We start from the raw sequence: 18,567 nt of genomic DNA, 5'->3' as shown, positions 1-18,567 counted from the left end.
GGGGGCGGTGGTGGTGGTGGTGGTAGAATTCTGGTCTTGATTGGGGGCTTTGGCACCGGAACGCTCGTGGATGTTCCCATCCCCAGCACCAGTCCGAAAACCGCCAATACATGCAGCAGAATGACTACCAGCAGAGCAACAACACCGACAACAGCTCCTGTCCCGACGACGTAATGCATCGGTCTCCGTTGCTGTTGCGTGCGGTCCTTCATATTTCTACATCCTCCTTCTTCCACGCCAGCCATAAAACGCTGGCCTGCATCCGCCCCCGATATTCGGGCCCTGAGAGCAGCGGTTACAAACCAACATTTCGTGCCTCAGCACTGGATAGACTGACAGAGCTGCATAGCTGCCATCTTCCTGATCCTGATTGGGCAATTTGAGAACAGTTCTGTCAAGAATGTTCTTGATCGAAAATAATGCTGCCCCACACAAGTCGTTTTGATTAAAATTTAGGCACCACCCTGCAAACCGCAAAAAAAAGCCATATTTCATCCAAAAACCCTTAATCCTTTGGAAATAATGCCCCTTTTCATTTCATTATCATTTTGAAAAAAATAGCGTCTAAACGCGCAGCATGAAGAAAGAGTTTCCCTCTGGCGTGAAATATAAAAAAAGCGGGCCAGCCTGAGGCCACCCGCTTTTCACAAAACCTTCTTATTTAAACGCGCAGTTTATTGCGCAGACGCACTGGCCTCAGACCGGGTTGCGCCAACCCGCGCGGCCAGAGCGGCCGCCATAAAGTCATCCAGCGCGCCATCCAGCACCGCATCAGGATTACCTGTTTCCACGCCTGTACGCAGATCCTTGACCATCTGATAAGGAGCTAGAACGTAGGACCGAATCTGATGCCCCCAGCCGATATCGGTCTTGGCAGCTTCCGTGGCAGCCGCAGCGGCTTCACGCTTCTGAAGTTCGGCTTCATACAGGCGCGCACGCAGCATCTGCATGGCCGTGGCACGGTTCCGATGCTGTGAACGGTCTGTCTGACAGGCCACCACAATCCCGGTGGGAATATGGGTGATACGGATGGCAGAATCCGTTTTGTTAACGTGCTGCCCGCCCGCACCGGATGCCCGGAACGTATCCACCTTCAGGTCAGAATCATTGACTTCAATCTCGATCGAATCATCAATAACCGGATAGACCCAGACAGAGGCAAAGGACGTCTGCCGTCGGGCTGCCGCATCAAACGGAGAAATCCGCACAAGCCGATGCACACCAGCTTCGGTTTTCAGCCAACCATAGGCATTGGGGCCGGAGACCAGAATGGTGGCCGATTTCAGCCCCGCCTGTTCCCCTTCCGAGCTTTCCATCAGCGTGACCTTGTAGCCATGGGCTTCTGCCCAGCGGGTGTACATGCGCAGCATCATTTCCGCCCAGTCCTGCGCCTCGGTGCCGCCAGCACCAGCATTGACTTCCAGATAGCAGTCATTGCTGTCGGCCTCGCCAGAAAGCAGGCTTTCCGTCTCACGCCGCTTGGCTTCTTCCGCCAGTTGCTTCAGGGTTGAAATGGCTTCCTGAACCACTTCGGCATCCCCTTCAGCCTCGGCCAGTTCAACAAGCTCACAAGTGTCCTGCACGCTGTTTTCAAGCGCCAGAACCCCTTCTACCTGTCCAGCCAGCAGCGTGCGTTCACGCATCAGCTTCTGGGCGGCTTCCGGGTCATTCCATAAATCAGGATCTTCTGCCTGGTTGTTCAGCTCGGCCAGTCTGGCCTGTGCGACATCCCAGTTAAAGATGCCTCCTCAGCAGCGCCACTGACTGCTTGATCTGGTCGTTAAGGGCTTCCGTCTCGGCAGACATCAGGCCGTTTCTCCATCACTTCTAGGACTTGCTTGAATTGCAGAGAGACTGTTCAGACAGTCTCTTGTAAGCGGCCTCAATAAAGGCCGCCCATGCCAATGTCACCCCCGGAAGGCTCCTGCGCAGGGCGTGGTGTGCCGGGTGCTGGCGTAGCGCTATTGCCCGCAGCAGTCCCACCCGCGCCGGGCTGCCCGCCACCGGCGGCCATATCACTTTCCGAATCGGGCATGTTTTCAGCGCCAGTATCGGCTGCCGTCAGTTCCTGAGACGCGCCATTGTCAGCCAGACTGACGCTTACACCCGGAATCTGATCAGGCTTGAACGCATCAATCGCAACACCACGGCCCGTATCATACCGCACCAGCGTAACACCCTCCGGCACGGGGAAATCAAGCTTGGGGTACCCCTCAAAGGCGGTCTTCATGATCTTGTTCCAGATAGGGCCAGCAATGGCCCCCCCGGTCTCATTTTTGCCCAGAGATTGAGGCGAATCGAACCCGATCCACACGACCGTCACCAGATCAGGTGAGTAACCGGCAAACCATGCATCATTGAAATTCTGGCTGGTGCCGGTTTTGCCCGCTACAGGGCGATCAATCCCTTTGCCAGCCTGCACCCCGGTGCCGCGACGGATGACATCCTGCAACATGGTGGTGATCTGGAATGTGCTTTGTTCTGACGCCACTCTCGGCCGATCATCCTTGACGGCAGGCTGATCATCCACACCCGGAAGATCTGCGCTGTTCTGCACGGAGGCAGACGGTGCCGGGGTGGTTACTGGCGCGGGTGCTGGCGGCTGCGGCTGCGGCTGCGCGACATCCGGCTTGCCATCAGGGAAGATGGCGTCTGGCTCATTCTCATGACCCGCAACCTGTTGCTCTGCGGCAGTCTGAGCAGCGACAGAAACCAGAGAAAGCCCTTCCGGCCGCCAGATCACCTTACCCTGCCGGTCCTGCACATCATCTATCAGGGTCGGGGTTACTTTCCGGCCCCCGGCAGCCAACGTGGCGTAGGCCCCTGCTTCTTTCAGCACCGTGGTTTCCACGGCCCCCAGCGCCGCAGGCAGCACGTGCGGCATGGAATCCACAAGCCCGATTCGCGTTGCCAGATCAGCCACATTCTTGATGCCGATATGTGCAGCCAACCGAATGGTCACGAGGTTGCGGGATTCCCGCAACGCATCATGCAGAGACGTTGGCCCCCAGAAATCCTTTTCATAATTGTTGGGATGCCATGCCCCGTAAGAAACCGGAGAATCGTCAAAGGCCTGAGAGGGAGAAATACCCTGCTCCATGGCCTGTAGATACACAAACGGCTTGAAGGATGAACCCGGCTGACGCAGCGCCTGCGTTGCACGGTCAAACTGTGATGTCTGGAAAGACCAGCCTCCCACCAGCGCCATCACGCGCCCGGTATGCACATTGAGGGTCACCACAGCGCCTTCAACATGCGGCACCTGCATCAGCGCCACACGCTCCCCTTGGGCCTGAGGTTCAATCATCACCACATCACCCGCCCTCAACAGGCGGAACCGGCGCGTCCATGCCAGATCACGTTCCAGCACCTGCGCGGTTTGTGGTGTTCCGCCCTGCGTGGCAGCACCACGCCGCATGATACCCCCTTCAAGCCAGCCCACCCGGCCGCGAGAAGGGTCAAGCACCACAGCCAACCGCCATTGATCCAGCATTCCCAGCGGCACCGGCACGGCCTGAAGAGCCGCCACCCAGTCCTCCTGAGAAGAAGAGGACGTGACCTCTGCCAGATGTTTGATAGGGCCACGCCAGCCACCATGTGCCCGGTCATACGCCATCAGGCCCTGCCGCAGAGTGGTCTGTGCCGTAAGCTGCAATGCGGGGTCCAGACTGGTGTGTACTTCCAGCCCGCCTTGGAGCGTCGTGTCCTGTCCGTACCGTTCCAGCAGTTCGCGCCGCACTTCCTCAGCAAACCATTCAGATCCCGGAGCCGGACCGGGGCGCACAAAGGCGTGCGGGATCAGAGGTTCTGCTTCTGCTGACCGGGCAGCCTCATGCGTAATGGCGCCTGTTTCGGCCATCCGCTCCAGCACCCAGTTCCGTCGCCCACGCGCGGCATCCGGAAACCGGATCGGGTTGTAATTGGTCGGAGATTTGGGCAGCGCACCAAGGAAAGCCGCCTCGGCATCATCAAGCTGATCAAGCGGCTTGTTGAAATATGTCTGCGCGGCGGCGGCAATGCCATATGCGCCGCTGCCCATGTAAATTTCGTTCAGATAGATTTCGAGAATCTTCTCCTTGGGGAGCACCTGCTCAATACGCATGGCCAGAAACGCTTCCTTGGCCTTGCGCTTCATGGAAACAGCATTACTGCCCAGCAGCATGACGCGCGCCACCTGCTGCGTGATGGTGGACGCACCAATAGGCCTGCGTCCCTTGCCGCGAGTAAGATCGGTCAGACCTGCGCGTATAATCGCGACCGGGTCCACCCCTTTATGGGTCCAGAATTTCTGGTCTTCCGCTGCAATAAAGGCGTTTTTCACCCGGTCTGGAATAGCGCTGTACGGCACAAACACCCGGCGTTCATCTGCCAGTTCGGCAATCACCTTGTCATCTGATGCATAAAGGCGGCTCATTACAGGCGGCTGGTAGGTCCGTAGCCCTTCCACCGTCGGCAGATCCGCCACAATACCTTCATACTGGTGCCAGACCAGCAGGGACGCCCCCGTTACGCCAACAAGCCCCACGGCAGCCACTGTGCCCAGAAGCCCCCGCCATTGGCGGAAACGTGGCCTGCGCAGCGTTACACCCTGCCGGGAAGAAGCGTTTTCTTCTTTCTTGTCAGAAGAAGACCCAGAGTCACCAGAAGACGGAGTTCGTGTCATGCAGGTCCTTTATCATTCCCATGCGCTGCCGTCTTCCTTCTCATGCGCCATATTGACCACATGATGGCAAAAAGACACATCTGCCCGCCGGACCAGCCTTTTCCAACGGAGTTTGCCTTTAATGTCACTGTTCCGTTTTACCGGAACACCCCATCTAGCCCAGCATTTCACCCAGAAAACGGGCCGTATAATCCACTACCGGAATAATGCGACCGTAATTGATTCGCGTGGGGCCAATCACGCCAATGGCCCCTACAATCCGATTGGTCTCGTTCCGGGCTGGGGCCACGACCATGGACATGCCGGAGGCCCCGAACAATCCACTTTCCGCCCCGATAAAAATCCTCACCCCTGCCGAATTTTCCGCCAATTCCAGCAGGCGCATCATGGTTTCCTGCGTTTCCAGCCGGTCAAACAGGGTCTGAATGGCCAACAGGCGTTCCTGCCCATCCACATCCGCCAGCAGCTTGCCTTGACCGCGAATAATCAGGGTGCCGCCGCGTTCATCCGCGCCACCGCCCCACACAGCCAGACCACTTTCCACCACCTCGGCCGTCAACTGGTCCAGCGCGTTCTGGTTCTCCGTCATTTCAGCACCAACCCTGTCACGCAGATCATGCAGGGTTGTGCCTAAAACACGGGCATTCAGGTAATTGGCCGCTTCCACCAGAGCCGAGGGAGGCATGCCCACCGGGGTTTCCATCACCCGATTCTCCACATGGCCATCAGTGCCGACAAGGACAACCAGCGCCCGATTGCCGCCAAGTGCGACAAACTCAATATGCTTGATGCCGCCCTCCCCCTTGGGAGCCACCACCAACCCGGCTGCATCGGACATGCCGGAAAGCAGGGCCGATGCCTCCGTCAACGTCTCCTGCAAGGAGCGCCCACGGGCTTCCAGAGACCGACCAATACCGGCTTGCTCCTCTTCTGAAAGGCAGCCAAATTGCAGCAGGCCATCCACAAACAGCCGCAACCCTTTTTCCGTAGGCAGACGCCCGGCGGAGGTGTGGGGAGAAAACAGCAACCCCGCTTCCGTCAATGAGGCCATGACATTCCGAATGGTCGCCGGAGAAAGTGGCAACCCCAACCGGCGTGAGAGCGTACGGGAACCTACGGGTTCACCGCTTGCCACGTACTCTTCCACAATTTCGCGCAAAATCGCGGCGGATCTGCCATCCAGTTCCGGCGGCAGGGGCGATTTTACGGGCAGCAGACCACGCTTCATGATGACAGGCCTCCTCCTTCAAAATGATCCAGCCGGTAAATCAGGCCAAACAGACATATCCTGATCTTCTGCGCATCTGGCGTGCGTCTGACAAGAGAGCAAGTCCCTTCAACGCAAGAGTGAGCAATTCCTGACCCTTTCAGGCAGACATAACGCACATCTCGCGGCACCGACGCACCTGTGTAACCGGAGACCGTCACGCGGTTCCGCTCTGGCGCAAATCCCTTTATGTGCAGGGACCCCTCGTTTTTTGTCAGGAGCCCTTCCTCATGCGCCCTTCCGGCCGTCAGCCAGACCAGATGCGCCCCGTTACAATTGAAACCGGCTTTGCCCACCATGCGGAAGGCTCCGCCCTTATCCGCGTGGGCGGCACGGAAGTGCTCTGTACGGCCAGTGTGGAAAACCGCGTTCCGGCCTTTCTGCGCGGAAAGGGTTCAGGATGGGTGACAGCCGAATATGGCATGCTGCCCCGTGCCACCCATTCGCGCGGCCCGCGAGAGGCCGCCAAGGGCAAACAATCCGGCCGGACACAGGAAATCCAGCGGTTGATTGGCCGCTCCCTGCGTTCTGTGGTGGACCTGCCCGCGCTGGGTGAGATCAGCATCACGCTGGATTGCGACGTCCTGAATGCAGATGGTGGCACCCGTTGCGCCTCCATTACCGGTGCATGGGTGGCGCTACGGTTGGCTCTGGGCAAATTGGTGGCCGCGCATGTGCTGCGCCAGTTGCCCCTGCGCGGACAGGTTGCGGCTGTCTCCTGCGGGTTGACGGAAGCCGGCCCCGTGCTGGATCTGGACTATGCGGAAGACAGCGCCGCCGCAGCCGACACCAATTTTGTACTGACCGCAGACCGGCGCATTGTGGAAATTCAGGCCACAGCCGAAGACGCTCCCTTTATGGAAGACTCTTTCACCGCCATGTTCGGCCTCGCCCGGCAGGGTGTTTCCGTGCTGTTTGATGCCCAGACAGCCGCAGTGAACGCAGCAGAAGGCCACTAACCCCATGACAAACCCCATTTTGAAATCTGGCGACAAACTGGTTCTGGCCAGCCACAACAAAGGCAAACTGGCTGAATTTTCCTCTCTCCTCGCTGATTTCGGCATTACCGTGCTCTCTGCCGGAGATCTTGACCTTCCTGAACCGGACGAGACGGAAACCACATTTGCAGGCAACGCCGCCCTCAAGGCTGTAGCCGCAGCCAAAGCCACGGGCCTGCCCGCGCTGGCCGATGATTCCGGCCTGTGTGTTTCCGCCCTTGGGGGAGCACCCGGCATTTATTCCGCACGCTGGGCCGGGCCGGATAAAGACTTTCCCGCTGCCATGGCCCGCATTCACGAGGGAATTGGCGAAGACGAACGCGATGCGTGGTTTATCTGCGTGCTGTGCCTTGCTTTTCCGGATGGCACCACCCGCAGTTTTGAAGGGCGTATCAATGGGCAGATCACGTGGCCCCCACGGGGAGACAAAGGTCACGGATATGACCCCATTTTCACGCCGGAAGGGGAAACCCGCACCTTTGCGGAAATGGCGGACGCCGAGAAAAACGCCATCAGCCACCGTGCTCGCGCCTTTAAATCCTTCCGTGAATCGTGCCTTGATTGATACCACTATTGGAAAACAGAGTTTTTGTCTGATACGGTGAGCCAGCCGGGGAATTCCCCGGCTGTTTTTCTATCAGATGTTCAGGACAAGGACTCCATGACCACACAGAACACCGCTTACCGCACACTGGATGCTGAGGGTGTAAGATCCTATGTGGCCTCTCTTCCCACCATTGCCGCGCGCGTTGGCAGCGCGCCGGAAACATGGACCATCCGGGAAGTGAGTGATGGCAACCTGAATATGGTGTTTCTGGCTGAAGGCTCGAACGGAGGGGTTTGCCTGAAACAGGCGCTTCCACACGTTCGGGTTGATCCGTCCTGGAAAATGCCGCTGGACCGCACTTTTTTTGAAGCCGCCTATCTGCGCAACGTGTTTCCCCACGTGCCAGACCTTACAACAGAATGCCTACATTTTGACCCGGAACAATTTATCCTGATTGTCAAAAGCCTTTCTGGCCATACCGTTTTACGCACAGCCCTTATGAACGGGCCGGTTAACCCGGAAATAGCTGCCCGGATTGGGCGCTTTGTGGCCCACAGCACGTTTGCCACGTCCCTGCTGGCAGCCCCTTTTGAACCCGTTATGGACCGCCGCATCTGTTTTGCCCGCAACCAGACACTCACCCGTATTACGGTTGATCTGGTGCTGACAGACCCGTACCATAATCATCCCCGTAACCACTGGGCAGAACCGGGCCTGACACCTGAGGTAGACGCCATTCGTGCTGACGAGAATGTGCTGGCCCGGATCGATTCACTGCGTCTGCGCTTCCTGTCCTGCCCGCAGGCTCTTCTGCATGGAGACCTCCACACGGGCTCCATCATGACCACGGAAGACGATACACGTGTCATAGACGGCGAATTTGCGATCTACGGTCCCATCGGCTTTGATGCCGGACTGTTTGTCGCAAATCTTGTGCTCAGTTTATTTGCCACGCCGGATACTGCGGCCACACATCTTCATAAACAGATGATCACTTTGTTCTGGGGCAGCTTTACAGAGCACTTCCTTCATTTGTGGAACACACAGCCTACCCCTTCCGACCCGGCGGCCCTGTATTACACCCCCACCCAAGGCAGCATTTCAGAACGAAAAAAAACTCTTTTCCTAGAAAGTATTTTTCAAGACACGGTTGGATATTGTGGTGCGGAAATCATCCGCCGCATTATCGGCTATGCGCACGTTGCCGATTTCTCTGTTCTGCCCAATACGGAAAGCCAGGAAGCCCGCAAAAAACAGGCTCTTCTGTTCGCAAAAAAATGTCTTGATCAGAAACATCTTTTTAAAAATGTTTCTGATTTTCTTACTTCGCTTTCCGCAGACTGATCTCTTTGCTCTGAACTGCCCAGCACTTTGATAGGCTGGGCAGCCTTTAGCCTCCTGCTCCGGGCTGGATGTGGACCTTTCCCCTAATGCCCTCTCTTCCGGCCTCTTAGGATGACACCGTTCCCTCTGCGTGCCCCCACGATCCCAAAAGTGGCACCTGCATCGTGTTGTAACAGCTCTTTTACCTGAAGATGCAAGACGCCTCTTGCTTTTAGCGTCATTTTTCTGTCTGCTAGCGTCACCGCAGGAAAGTGCGCTGCTGCGATGCCGCAATTTTCCCTTTCCCTGCCTCAGCTTTGCAAACTTTGCAAAACCCGAAAAAATCTTCGCTTCTTTTCACTTTTATTCGGGTAGCGCTCGGCAGACCTCCTCAGGCACACTTCGGCTTATGGACATACACAGAGGCCAAAGCCATGTCGTCTCACGATCTTAAATAGTGCAGCCCTTAATCAGGGCAACGCACTGAACCGTTTGCCTGTTCTGTCAGAAGCGCCTCCCACCAGAAGCGTTTCTATAGGGCTTTTGGCCCACGGCATCTGATTACTGAACTTGCAGCAGATGCCTTGCAGAACATGACACCGTATTTCTTCTGAGACACCGACAAAAACAAAAAGACCGGGGGACAAAGAAGATGTCTGAACATACCATTATTCCCGTGCATCCTCAGTCAGCAGAATACTCCTTGCTGACACCGTCACAACTGCAGGCGATGACACGCCGTGCCGAGCGTGATCCGGATGGGTTCTGGCTGGATCAGGCAGAGCGTATCCACTGGCACAGCAACCCGACCCGCGCCTTTTGTGGCTCCTTTCAGGATGATGTTGAAATCAACTGGTATCATGATGGCACGCTGAACGCCTCCGTCTCCTGCATAGACAGCCATCTGGGGGACAGGGCAGACCAGGTTGCCCTGATCAGCCACCGCGACAGCACGGATGAAGCAGAAAAGCTGACATACCGTATGCTGCATGAGCGCGTCTGCCGTCTGGCAAATGCCTTGCAGCATCTGGGTGTTTCGCGGGGGGATCGTGTTGCCATCTCCTTGCCCATGGTATCCGAAGCCCCTATTGCCATGCTGGCATGTGCCCGTATTGGTGCTGTGCATGTGGTGCTGTTTGGCGGTCTTTCAGCAGAAGCCATTGCCGAGCGGCTGGTAGATAGTGGCGCACGCGTTGTGATTACCGCCAACGAGATTGCACGCGGTGCAAAGCGTATCCCGCTCAAGCATATTATGGATGAAGCGTTGAAAAAAGCGGGGGCAGAGAGTGCGGTTGAAACCGTTCTGGTGCTCCGCACAACAGACGCGCCCGTTGCCATGCTTCCCGAACGTGACCTTGATTTTCACGATTTTGTGGACTGGTTTGAACCAGACTGCATCCCGGAGATCATGAATGCGGAAGATCCCCTTTTCCTGCTCTACACCTCTGGCAGTACCGGCAAGCCCAAGGCCGTGGTGCACACCACGGGCGGCTACATGGTATGGGCGGCCTACACCATGGGCATGGTCTACACCCACCGCCCGAATGATGTTCTGTGGTGCACAGCGGATGTGGCATGGATTACCGGCCATACCTCGGTTGTCTATGGGCCGCTGGCCAACGGCAGCACCACCATGATGTTTGATGGCCTGCCTTCCTACCCGCAACCGGGCCGCTGGTGGGAGCTGATAGAACGCCACAAGGTAACCATGCTGTTTACCGCCCCCACCGCCATCCGCTCTCTGATGCGCGAAGGCGATGATCTGGTAAACCGGTATGACCTGAGCAGCCTGCGGCTTCTGGGCACAGCCGGAGAACCCATCAGCCCGGATGCGTGGATGTGGTACCATGATATTGTCGGCAAAGGCCGTTGCCCGGTTGTGGATACATGGTGGCAGACGGAAACCGCAGGCATCATGCTTGGCCCAATTCCCGGCGCACAAAAACTGAAGCCAGGATCAGCCACCATGCCGCTTCCGGGTGTTTCCATGGTGCTGACCGACACCAAGGGAGACGTGATTGAAGGCGCAGGCGAAGGATGCCTGTGTGTCACCCGCTCCTGGCCCGGACAGGCACGCACCCTGTGGAAAGACCACGCCCGTTTCCAGCAGACCTACTTCTCTTTCAGTCCGGGTCTGTATTTCACGGGGGATGGCGCACGCCGCGATGCCGACGGGTATTACTGGATTACGGGCCGTATGGATGATGTCATCAACATTTCCGGCCATCGAATCGGCACCGCCGAAATTGAGGAAGCTGTTGGTGCAGACAGGCGCATTACAGAATGTGCAGCCGTTGGCGTGCCACATTCCGTCAAGGGACAGGCGTTGGTTGTGTTCGCCATTGCGCGGGATGAACAGACCAGCATAACGCCCGAAGATATCACCCGGCAGGTCAGTCTGGCCATCGGGCGCTACGCTGCGCCAGATGAGGTTTTCATTGTGCCAGATCTGCCCCGTACGCGCTCTGGCAAGATTGTGCGGCGTCTGCTGCGCAAGATTGCATCCGGAGAGCTGGATACGCTGGGGGATCTGTCCATGCTGAGCGATGCAGACAGCGTGGACATGTTGATCAACACTGTGTGGAAGGAGGAACAAACCTTGAATGTTGCCTGAGTTTTCGCAAAACACATTTTAGAATCATATTTTGCCGTTCAAATTTAAATGTCGTTCCGCTTTTTTGGTCTCTCAGCCCTGCCAGATGCTCCTGGCAGGGCTTCCTGTTTTCAAAAGGGCTTCTTTTCGCTTCTTATGTGGGCTCCGCGCTGTAGGTCGGCACAGGTTCAATGGGAAAACGGATAAGATGATAAGGTGGACGCCGCTTATCCTGCCCATTATTGAAGCTGGCCAGCCGGTTCCACTGCCCCAGTGTGCAATAGACATGCGTGCGCGTGCAGAAAATACCATCAGGCGAAAGAATGCGCGGATCATGCACCATCAGATCAAATGACCCATCCGTATTGCGCCGCAGAATACAATCGTCCTCGAAATTGGTTGTATAGATACGGCCTTGAGCATCTGTCGCCAGCCCGTCTGCTGTTCCTTTTTCTCCTTCATCCCGCACCGCTTTTGCAAGATCCGCATCGGAAACAGAAAAATCGGACAGCAGCGCCGTTGGCAGACTGTACAACCTGCGGCTGGTCAGAGGCGCGTAATAGAGCCGATCACTTGATGCACTCAGGGTAACACCATCTACGCCGCCCACCACAAAACGGGGCTTCTGGGCTGGGTCATACACCAGTGGGACCCCCTCCACCACGGCCATGAAGCCTGCCTCCGCCTGCGTGGAAGGATGGGTTGCCAGAACGCGGCGCTGCTTCCCGCTGGCAACGTCCACAACGACCAGCGCCGGACTGTGCCCAAACGAACTATCGCTGACATACACAGTGCCTGCCTGCCCGTGTGTCAGATCCACGCGCAGATCATTCATATGGCTGTCAGGCAGCAGCGTCGGGCTTTTGAGGATAATGCTGTGCAGCAGCCTGTTGACCACAATATCAAAACACACAATTTTAGCGGCACCGGGTTGAAGCGGCTGCCCCGCCAGCTTGCCGTCATCAATAGCCCACAGCCTGCCCTGGGTATCCATCGTCATGCCATGGATAGACATCAGCCTGTCCGCAGGTGCGGCAGAAGACGGCAGACTAAGCGCTGCACTGGGCCAAGGCACCACACGCCCGTTCACCAGTTCCCCTAGTGTCGCGCCTTTATGGTTGATGGCGTGCCGGGGAAAACCGACAAAAATCCGTCCGTTCTCCGCCACAACAATACCGGAAGGACCGGGTCCATAAAACTCAGCGACAATATCGAATGACCCGGCAGGTTCATAACCCTGATCGCCATTTACGCCAGTTGTGGGTGTGCCCTGCGCCCGTACGGGCAACGCCCAGCCGAGAGACACCATGCCCCCCACCAGAGGGGCCACAGCCGCCCCGGCAACAAGCCGCCTGCGTGACATGCACGCCTGAACATGTCGCCAGAAAGAAGACCCCTTAGGCAAATCTGGTAAATGGCGATCCGTCATCCTCATCTCCCTCTTCCCTGCCCCACTTTAAGCACCAGGGAAGAAACCCCGATGCCTCAAAGCGCGGTGCCAGTCTGACTTGCAGGCCGTTCTGGCCGGGTATTGCCCGGACCATATCCTGTCATTCCTGTTGGTTATCGTCCCAAGGGTTTCACGCGGGCCGTGATCTCACAACCCCTGAACCGTCTATACGGCCATCACACGTTGGTAGAGTGCGCATGCTCCCCACCCCTGCAGACATTCCATCCGCCGCAGACCGCGGAAGCGGGAAGCGGGAAGCGGGAAGCGGGAAGCGGGAAGCGGGAAGCGGGAAGCGGGAAGCGGGAGCATGGCCCTTTTGTGCCCACACACAAGCCAGTATGAGCGGGATATGAGACATAAAAAAAGCGGCGCTGTTTCCAGCACCGCTTTTTCCGGCATCACTGCCGAGGCATTCCAGGGGTGTGAGGCGAACCCCACACATCCGGTATTCCAGTAACTGATCAGGCGTCGGTGTTACGACGACGGATGGCAGCACCCAGAATATCACCGAGAGACGCACCGCTGTCGGATGAGCCGTATTCGTTGATAGCCTGCTTGTCTTCTTCCACTTCACGGCCCTTGATGGTCAGAGCCAGCTTGCGGGCTGCGCGGTCAACGGAGACCACTTTCGCATCCACACGTTCGCCAACAGCGAAGCGTTCCGGACGCTGTTCCGCCTTGTCACGAGCCAGTTCCGCACGACGGATGAAGCCGGTCAGAACATCGTCAACCTTCACTTCAATCCCATTGGACTGAACTGCGGTCACGGTGCAGGTTACAATGGCGCCCTTCTGAACGCTGGTCAGCACATCAGCTGCCGGATCTTCCTGAAGCTGCTTGATGCCCAGAGAGATGCGTTCTTTTTCCACATCCACGTCCAGAACCTTGGCTTTGACAACCTGGCCCTTTTCGTAGTGCTTCATGGCTTCTTCGCCAGTTTCGTCCCAGGACAGGTCGGACATGTGAACCATGCCGTCGATGTCTGCGGAGAGACCAACAAACAGACCGAATTCGGTGATGTTGCGGATTTCGCCTTCCACGGTGGAGCCGATCTTGTGCTCTTCCGCGAACTGTTCCCAAGGATTGCGCTGAACCTGCTTCAGGCCCAGGGAGATGCGGCGCTTCGCGCTGTCCACATCCAGAACCATCACATCGACTTCCTGAGAAGTAGCGACGATCTTGCCCGGATGGACGTTCTTCTTCGTCCAGGACATTTCAGAAACGTGCACCAGACCTTCAACGCCCGGTTCCAGCTCAACAAATGCGCCGTAATCGGTGATGTTGGTCACGCGACCCGTGTAACGCGCACCCGGCGGGTACTTCAGGGCAACATTTTCCCACGGATCAGCTTCAAGCTGCTTCATACCCAGGGAGATACGCTGCGTATCGGAGTTGAAGCGGATAACCTGCACGCGCACCGGCTGGCCGATCTGCAGAGCTTCAGACGGGTGGTTGATACGCTTCCACGCAATGTCGGTCACGTGCAGCAGGCCGTCAACGCCGCCCAGATCAACGAACGCACCGTAATCGGTGATGTTCTTCACAACGCCGTCCAGAATCATGCCTTCGGTCAGGCCCTGGATCAGTTCGCTGCGCTGTTCTGCACGGGTTTCTTCCAGAACGGCACGACGGGAGACAACAATGTTGCCACGCGCACGGTCCATCTTCAGAATCTGGAACGGCTGAGGAACACCCATCAGCGGGCTGACGTCACGCACGGGGCGGATATCAACCTGGCTGCCGGGCAGGAACGCCATGGCGCCACCCAGATCAACCGTGAAGCCACCCTTGACGCGGCCATAGATGGTGCCGTTGACGCGCTGGTTTGCTTCGAACGCCTTTTCAAGGTTCGTCCAGGCTTCTTCACGGCGTGCTTTTTCGCGGGAGAGAACAATGCTGCCGTCACGGTCTTCGTACCGTTCAACATACAGTTCCACCACGTCACCCGGCTTGATATCCGGTGTCACGCCCGGAGGAGCAAATTCACGCAGGGACACGCGACCTTCGCTCTTCAGGCCAACATCAACAATGGCAAATTCGTCAGTCAGGCGAACAATACGCCCGCGCACAACGGACCCGTCAAAGCCGGTATCACGGCCAAGGGTCTCGTCGAGAAGGGTAGCAAAATCTTCACCACGGAAGTGATCCGCGGTCGGGGTTGCGGCTGAAGCCATGTGTAACTGTAAATCCTGCGCCGACTTGCCAATGAAGAAGCCGGCCATTCCTGCGCACCACATCGTGCGGCACGACTTGCTGGCGGAGATATCAGGAAAACCTGATCTATGTTCCGGCAGCCCAGAGAAAAGAAAATTGAAAACCCGCTGCAAACAACAGGCATCTGTATCGCAGAGACACCTTCCACCCGCGCTTTGTCAACACAAAGGAGTGGAAAATAACGTGAGATATAATGAAAATAAGCAGTTGCGTGCCATCCATGACACGCAAACCTGCCTTTACTGGCCGAGTCGCCTGCGCGCGAACGCGAGAGCCTGCGCCAGAACGTCTTCCGCGCTCAGGGTATCCGTTTCAATAACCTGAGCATCTGCCGCTACCTGCAAGGGGGCTGTTTTCCGGCCAGAATCCGCCGCATCCCTCACCTTCAGCGCCTCTTCCATTTCAGCCACCTGCGCCTGCGCGTTGGGGGCGCTCTGGTCCCCTCCCAGTTGCAGGAAACGCCGCAGGGCTCGCGTGGCGGGAGAGGCTGTGATGAACAATTTGACGTCCGCATCGGGAAAAATCACGGTGCCGATATCACGCCCGTCCAGCACAGCCCCGCGCTCACCCGCAAAACGGCGCTGGGTTTCGACAAGAGCCTGCCGCACGGCTGGCTGGGCAGCCACCTTACTGGCGGCCTGCGCTACCTCTGGCGCACGCAGGTCCGTGCGGGCCAGATCTTCCGGGCTTAATTTCTGGGCAAACGCCTCTGCCGGAGCAGCAGGGTCCTGCCCGGCATCCAGCGCCAGCCGCCCTACGGCCCGATAGAGCAACCCCGTATCCAGATAAGGAAGCGAGAGCGCCTGCGCCAACCGTTTGGCCAGAGTCCCTTTTCCCGCAGCAGCAGGACCATCAACCGCTATAACCGGACCGCCACGCTTCATGCCGCAAACCCTGCGCCAAGGCTGTTCAGAAGCGGGAAGTAACCCGGGAAACTTGTGTCAATAAACGCGGTATCATCAATTTCCACCGGGTTCTCTGCCACCAGCCCCAGAATGGAAGCGCTCATGGCCAGACGATGATCCATATGGGTTTCCACTGTGCCACCGCCCGGAATAGTGCCCTGGGTGCCATAAATAATCAGATCATCACCATCCACCTTGGTGCGCACGCCGTTCTTTTCCAGCAACGCCACGGTAGACGCCAGACGATCACTTTCCTTAACGCGCAATTCCTCCACTCCGCGAAAACGCGAAATGCCCGTAGCAAACGCAGCCGCCACAGCCAGAATGGGGTATTCATCAATCATGGACGGCGCACGCTCGGCTGGCACATCCACGGCCTGAAGTGAGGAAGCCTGCACGTGCAGATCCCCTACCGGTTCGCCACCTTCCGTCCGCTCGTTGGTGATATCCAGCCGGGCACCCATTTCACGCAGGGTGGTGAACAATCCCGTGCGCAGCGGGTTAAGGCCCACATTGGAAATCACAACATCAGACCCCGCCACCAGCAAAGCCGCCACCAGCACAAAGGCTGCGGATGACGGGTCTCCCGGCACAGTCACATCCCGCGCGATCAGGTGCGGTTTACCTTGCAGACGGATAATCCGACCGCCTTCCGGCGTTTCTTCCACTGCCACCTGCGCCCCAAAATGACGCAGCATATTTTCCGTATGATCCCGCGTAGGCACAGGTTCTTCCACCCGTGTTTCGCCAGCGGCATTCAGGCCCGCCAGCAGAACGGCGGATTTAACCTGAGCAGACGCCACAGGCAGGCGGTAATCAAGCGGAGCAGGCGTTGCATTGCCCTGAATGGCCAGTGGCAGACGCCCGCCTTCCCGCGCAAGGAAGGTAGCCCCCGTGCCCGCCAGCGGGTCTGTCACCCGTTTCATGGGGCGGCGGCGCAGGCTGGCATCACCGGTCATGACGGACATCATGCCGTGGCTGGCCAGAATGCCGGAAAGCAGACGGGCCGCCGTGCCGGAATTGCCCATGTCCAGCACATCAGAGGGCTCTGTCAGTGCCCCAAGGCCACGGCCCCGCACATGCCAGCGGCCATTTTCATCGCGGGTGATATGCGCACCCAGCGCCCGCATGGCGTCTGCCGTGCGCAGCACGTCCTCCCCTTCCAGCAGACCGATAATGCGGGTCTCGCCTTCAGCAAGCGCAGAAAACATCAGCGCCCTGTGGCTGATGGATTTATCTCCCGGCACGGCCACCGTACCGGCAAGAGGGGCAGGCGCGCGGGTAACGCGCAAAAGACGGGAAGAAGAGGGTGCCTGTGTCATGCCCATTTCATTCCGGCTTGTCCCGCCGTAAGTCAATCCGCCAGAGGCTGGAATCTGCCTCTTCTGCATGGAAAATTATTACCTCTTTTTCCACGCAGGGTTTGACAGGCGTGCTGTGCAATGGCATTTGGCCTCGCCTTAATAGTGTGGTCGATTCCCGCCTCAGGCCATCTGAGCAGGGAATCGCCCGTTTCCGGGGCGATCCCTCGTCCCATGTCTGCTCAGGATCGACAGGTAGCAAGATGTCCCAGCCCGATCTCGGCACCAAACGCGTCTGCGTGTCCTGTGGTGCCCGCTTCTATGATTTGAACCGTAACCCGGCCGTATGCCCCAAATGCGGGACAGAACAGCCCGAACTGGTTCCCCGTCTGCGCCGCAGCACGGACAGCCTGACCCCCACCCCGGCTGATACCCCGGCGGCCAAGCCCAAAGACGATGATGATCTGGATCTCGACACCGACGCCGACACCGATGCCGATGATGTGATGGAAGATACATCCGATCTGGATGACGATGATGATGACATCAGCTCCGACATTGATGTCAGCACGGATTCGGATGAACACGATTCCTGATCTGGCACACTGCACCGGGTTTTTCCCGGTGTGCTGATCACATTAAAGCCCGCTCTCGCAGCGGGCTTTTTTTATGGGGTTGCAAAAACCTGCCCTACCCCCGGGACAGACCTTGTTCTGTTCTGAATACCCGATCAGCCCTTCAGTGCTTCCGATACAGCAAAACATGGTGGCGCTCGCTTTTAGGCTAAGGACCTGTTAACTCATTGAACTAAGCATGTTGTTATGATTTTCACAGGCTTACCGAGGGAGAGTGAGCGTGTGAGTGACGTATTTTTGCTGTCTGAACGCCAGATGGAGCGGATTGAGCCGTTTTTTCCTCTGGCACATGAAGTGCCACGTGTGGATGAACGGGATCGTTTATGTGATCCGTAACAGCCTTCAGTGGAAAGACGCTCCGAAAGCGTATGGCCCGCACAAGACTTTGCATAATCGCTTCATCCGGTGGAGCCGCCTGGGTGTCTTTGACAGGATCTTTGGCACCCTGACAGAACAGGCCGACCGTTCGAAGCGCCTGATGATCGATGCGACACACCCCAAGGCTCACCGGATAGCCGCCTCCCTACTCAAAAAGGGGCTTTTACCCGCCATATCGGGCGAACCAAAGGCGGTCTGAGCTCAAAACTCCATGCCGTGTGCGATGGTCAGGAGTGGCCTGTTCGCCTGCATCTGACCGCAGATCAGTGACTTCGACGCGGAAATCTCACAGA

General features: G+C 57.5%; 13 protein-coding genes. 6 read left to right on the top strand and 7 right to left on the bottom strand.

What is annotated here, in order from left to right:
* Positions 1–674: 674 nt before the first annotated feature.
* From prfB to hrcA, 3 genes are all read right to left on the bottom strand, one after another.
* A protein-coding gene (gene prfB, locus AD944_RS03330) for a peptide chain release factor 2 (protein ID WP_097802352.1) occupies positions 675–1,806 on the bottom strand; the annotation gives its coding sequence in 2 pieces (ribosomal slippage) (positions 675–1,736 and positions 1,738–1,806; 1,131 coding nt in all).
* Between the two features lie 76 nt (positions 1,807–1,882).
* Entirely contained in the window at positions 1,883–4,663 is a 2,781-nt protein-coding gene (locus AD944_RS03325) for a penicillin-binding protein 1A (protein WP_045543626.1), read from the bottom strand.
* 154 nt (positions 4,664–4,817) lie between these two features.
* A complete protein-coding gene (gene hrcA / locus AD944_RS03320) occupies positions 4,818–5,891 on the bottom strand; it encodes a heat-inducible transcriptional repressor HrcA (protein ID WP_045543627.1) in 1,074 nt (357 codons plus the stop codon).
* 269 nt (positions 5,892–6,160) lie between these two features.
* Here hrcA and rph point away from each other — a divergent pair, with 269 nt between their 5' ends.
* The 4 genes from rph to acs all read left to right on the top strand — a co-directional run bounded on the left by rph (position 6,161) and on the right by acs (position 11,412).
* Positions 6,161–6,889, top strand: a complete 729-nt coding sequence (rph, locus tag AD944_RS03315; RefSeq protein ID WP_006559766.1) for a ribonuclease PH — start codon at positions 6,161–6,163, stop codon at positions 6,887–6,889.
* A 4-nt stretch (positions 6,890–6,893) separates the two neighbouring features.
* Positions 6,894–7,493, top strand: coding sequence for an RdgB/HAM1 family non-canonical purine NTP pyrophosphatase (gene rdgB / locus AD944_RS03310; RefSeq protein ID WP_006559765.1), 600 nt, complete (start codon positions 6,894–6,896; stop codon positions 7,491–7,493).
* Positions 7,494–7,589: 96 nt separating this feature from the next.
* Positions 7,590–8,819 (top strand): S-methyl-5-thioribose kinase, encoded by a 1,230-nt coding sequence (gene mtnK / locus AD944_RS03305; RefSeq protein WP_045543628.1) that lies wholly within the window; start codon positions 7,590–7,592, stop codon positions 8,817–8,819.
* A gap of 631 nt (positions 8,820–9,450) precedes the next feature.
* Positions 9,451–11,412, top strand: coding sequence for an acetate--CoA ligase (acs, locus tag AD944_RS03300; protein ID WP_045543629.1), 1,962 nt, complete (start codon positions 9,451–9,453; stop codon positions 11,410–11,412).
* 133 nt (positions 11,413–11,545) lie between these two features.
* Here acs and AD944_RS03295 read toward each other — a convergent pair whose 3' ends face one another.
* The 4 genes from AD944_RS03295 to aroA form a co-directional block, all read right to left on the bottom strand.
* The gene (locus tag AD944_RS03295; RefSeq protein WP_045543630.1) at positions 11,546–12,754 is read right to left on the bottom strand and encodes an L-dopachrome tautomerase-related protein; all 1,209 of its coding nucleotides are present in this window, start codon (positions 12,752–12,754) and stop codon (positions 11,546–11,548) included.
* Between the two features lie 548 nt (positions 12,755–13,302).
* Positions 13,303–15,015: a 30S ribosomal protein S1 gene (rpsA, locus tag AD944_RS03285; RefSeq protein WP_035378973.1), complete on the bottom strand. Its 1,713-nt coding sequence runs from the start codon at positions 15,013–15,015 to the stop codon at positions 13,303–13,305.
* Between the two features lie 279 nt (positions 15,016–15,294).
* Positions 15,295–15,939 (bottom strand): (d)CMP kinase, encoded by a 645-nt coding sequence (locus AD944_RS03280; RefSeq protein ID WP_045543632.1) that lies wholly within the window; start codon positions 15,937–15,939, stop codon positions 15,295–15,297.
* Complete coding sequence (gene aroA / locus AD944_RS03275; RefSeq protein WP_045543633.1) at positions 15,936–17,288, bottom strand: 3-phosphoshikimate 1-carboxyvinyltransferase; 1,353 nt, start codon at positions 17,286–17,288, stop codon at positions 15,936–15,938. The genes AD944_RS03280 and aroA overlap by 4 nt, the downstream gene beginning before the upstream one ends.
* A gap of 236 nt (positions 17,289–17,524) precedes the next feature.
* Here aroA and AD944_RS03270 point away from each other — a divergent pair, with 236 nt between their 5' ends.
* Together AD944_RS03270 and AD944_RS17225 are read left to right on the top strand one after the other, a co-directional pair.
* Entirely contained in the window at positions 17,525–17,857 is a 333-nt protein-coding gene (locus AD944_RS03270; protein ID WP_035378876.1) for a TIGR02300 family protein, read from the top strand.
* Between the two features lie 346 nt (positions 17,858–18,203).
* Complete coding sequence (locus AD944_RS17225; RefSeq protein WP_197460604.1) at positions 18,204–18,473, top strand: transposase; 270 nt, start codon at positions 18,204–18,206, stop codon at positions 18,471–18,473.
* The last annotated feature ends 94 nt before the right edge of the window (positions 18,474–18,567 follow it).

It is taken from the genome of Acetobacter tropicalis, assembly GCF_001580915.1.
In the GTDB taxonomy this organism is placed as follows: Bacteria; Pseudomonadota; Alphaproteobacteria; order Acetobacterales; family Acetobacteraceae; genus Acetobacter; species Acetobacter tropicalis.
Note: the sequence above shows the minus strand (reverse complement) of the source record. Positions and strands in the feature narration are given on the sequence as shown.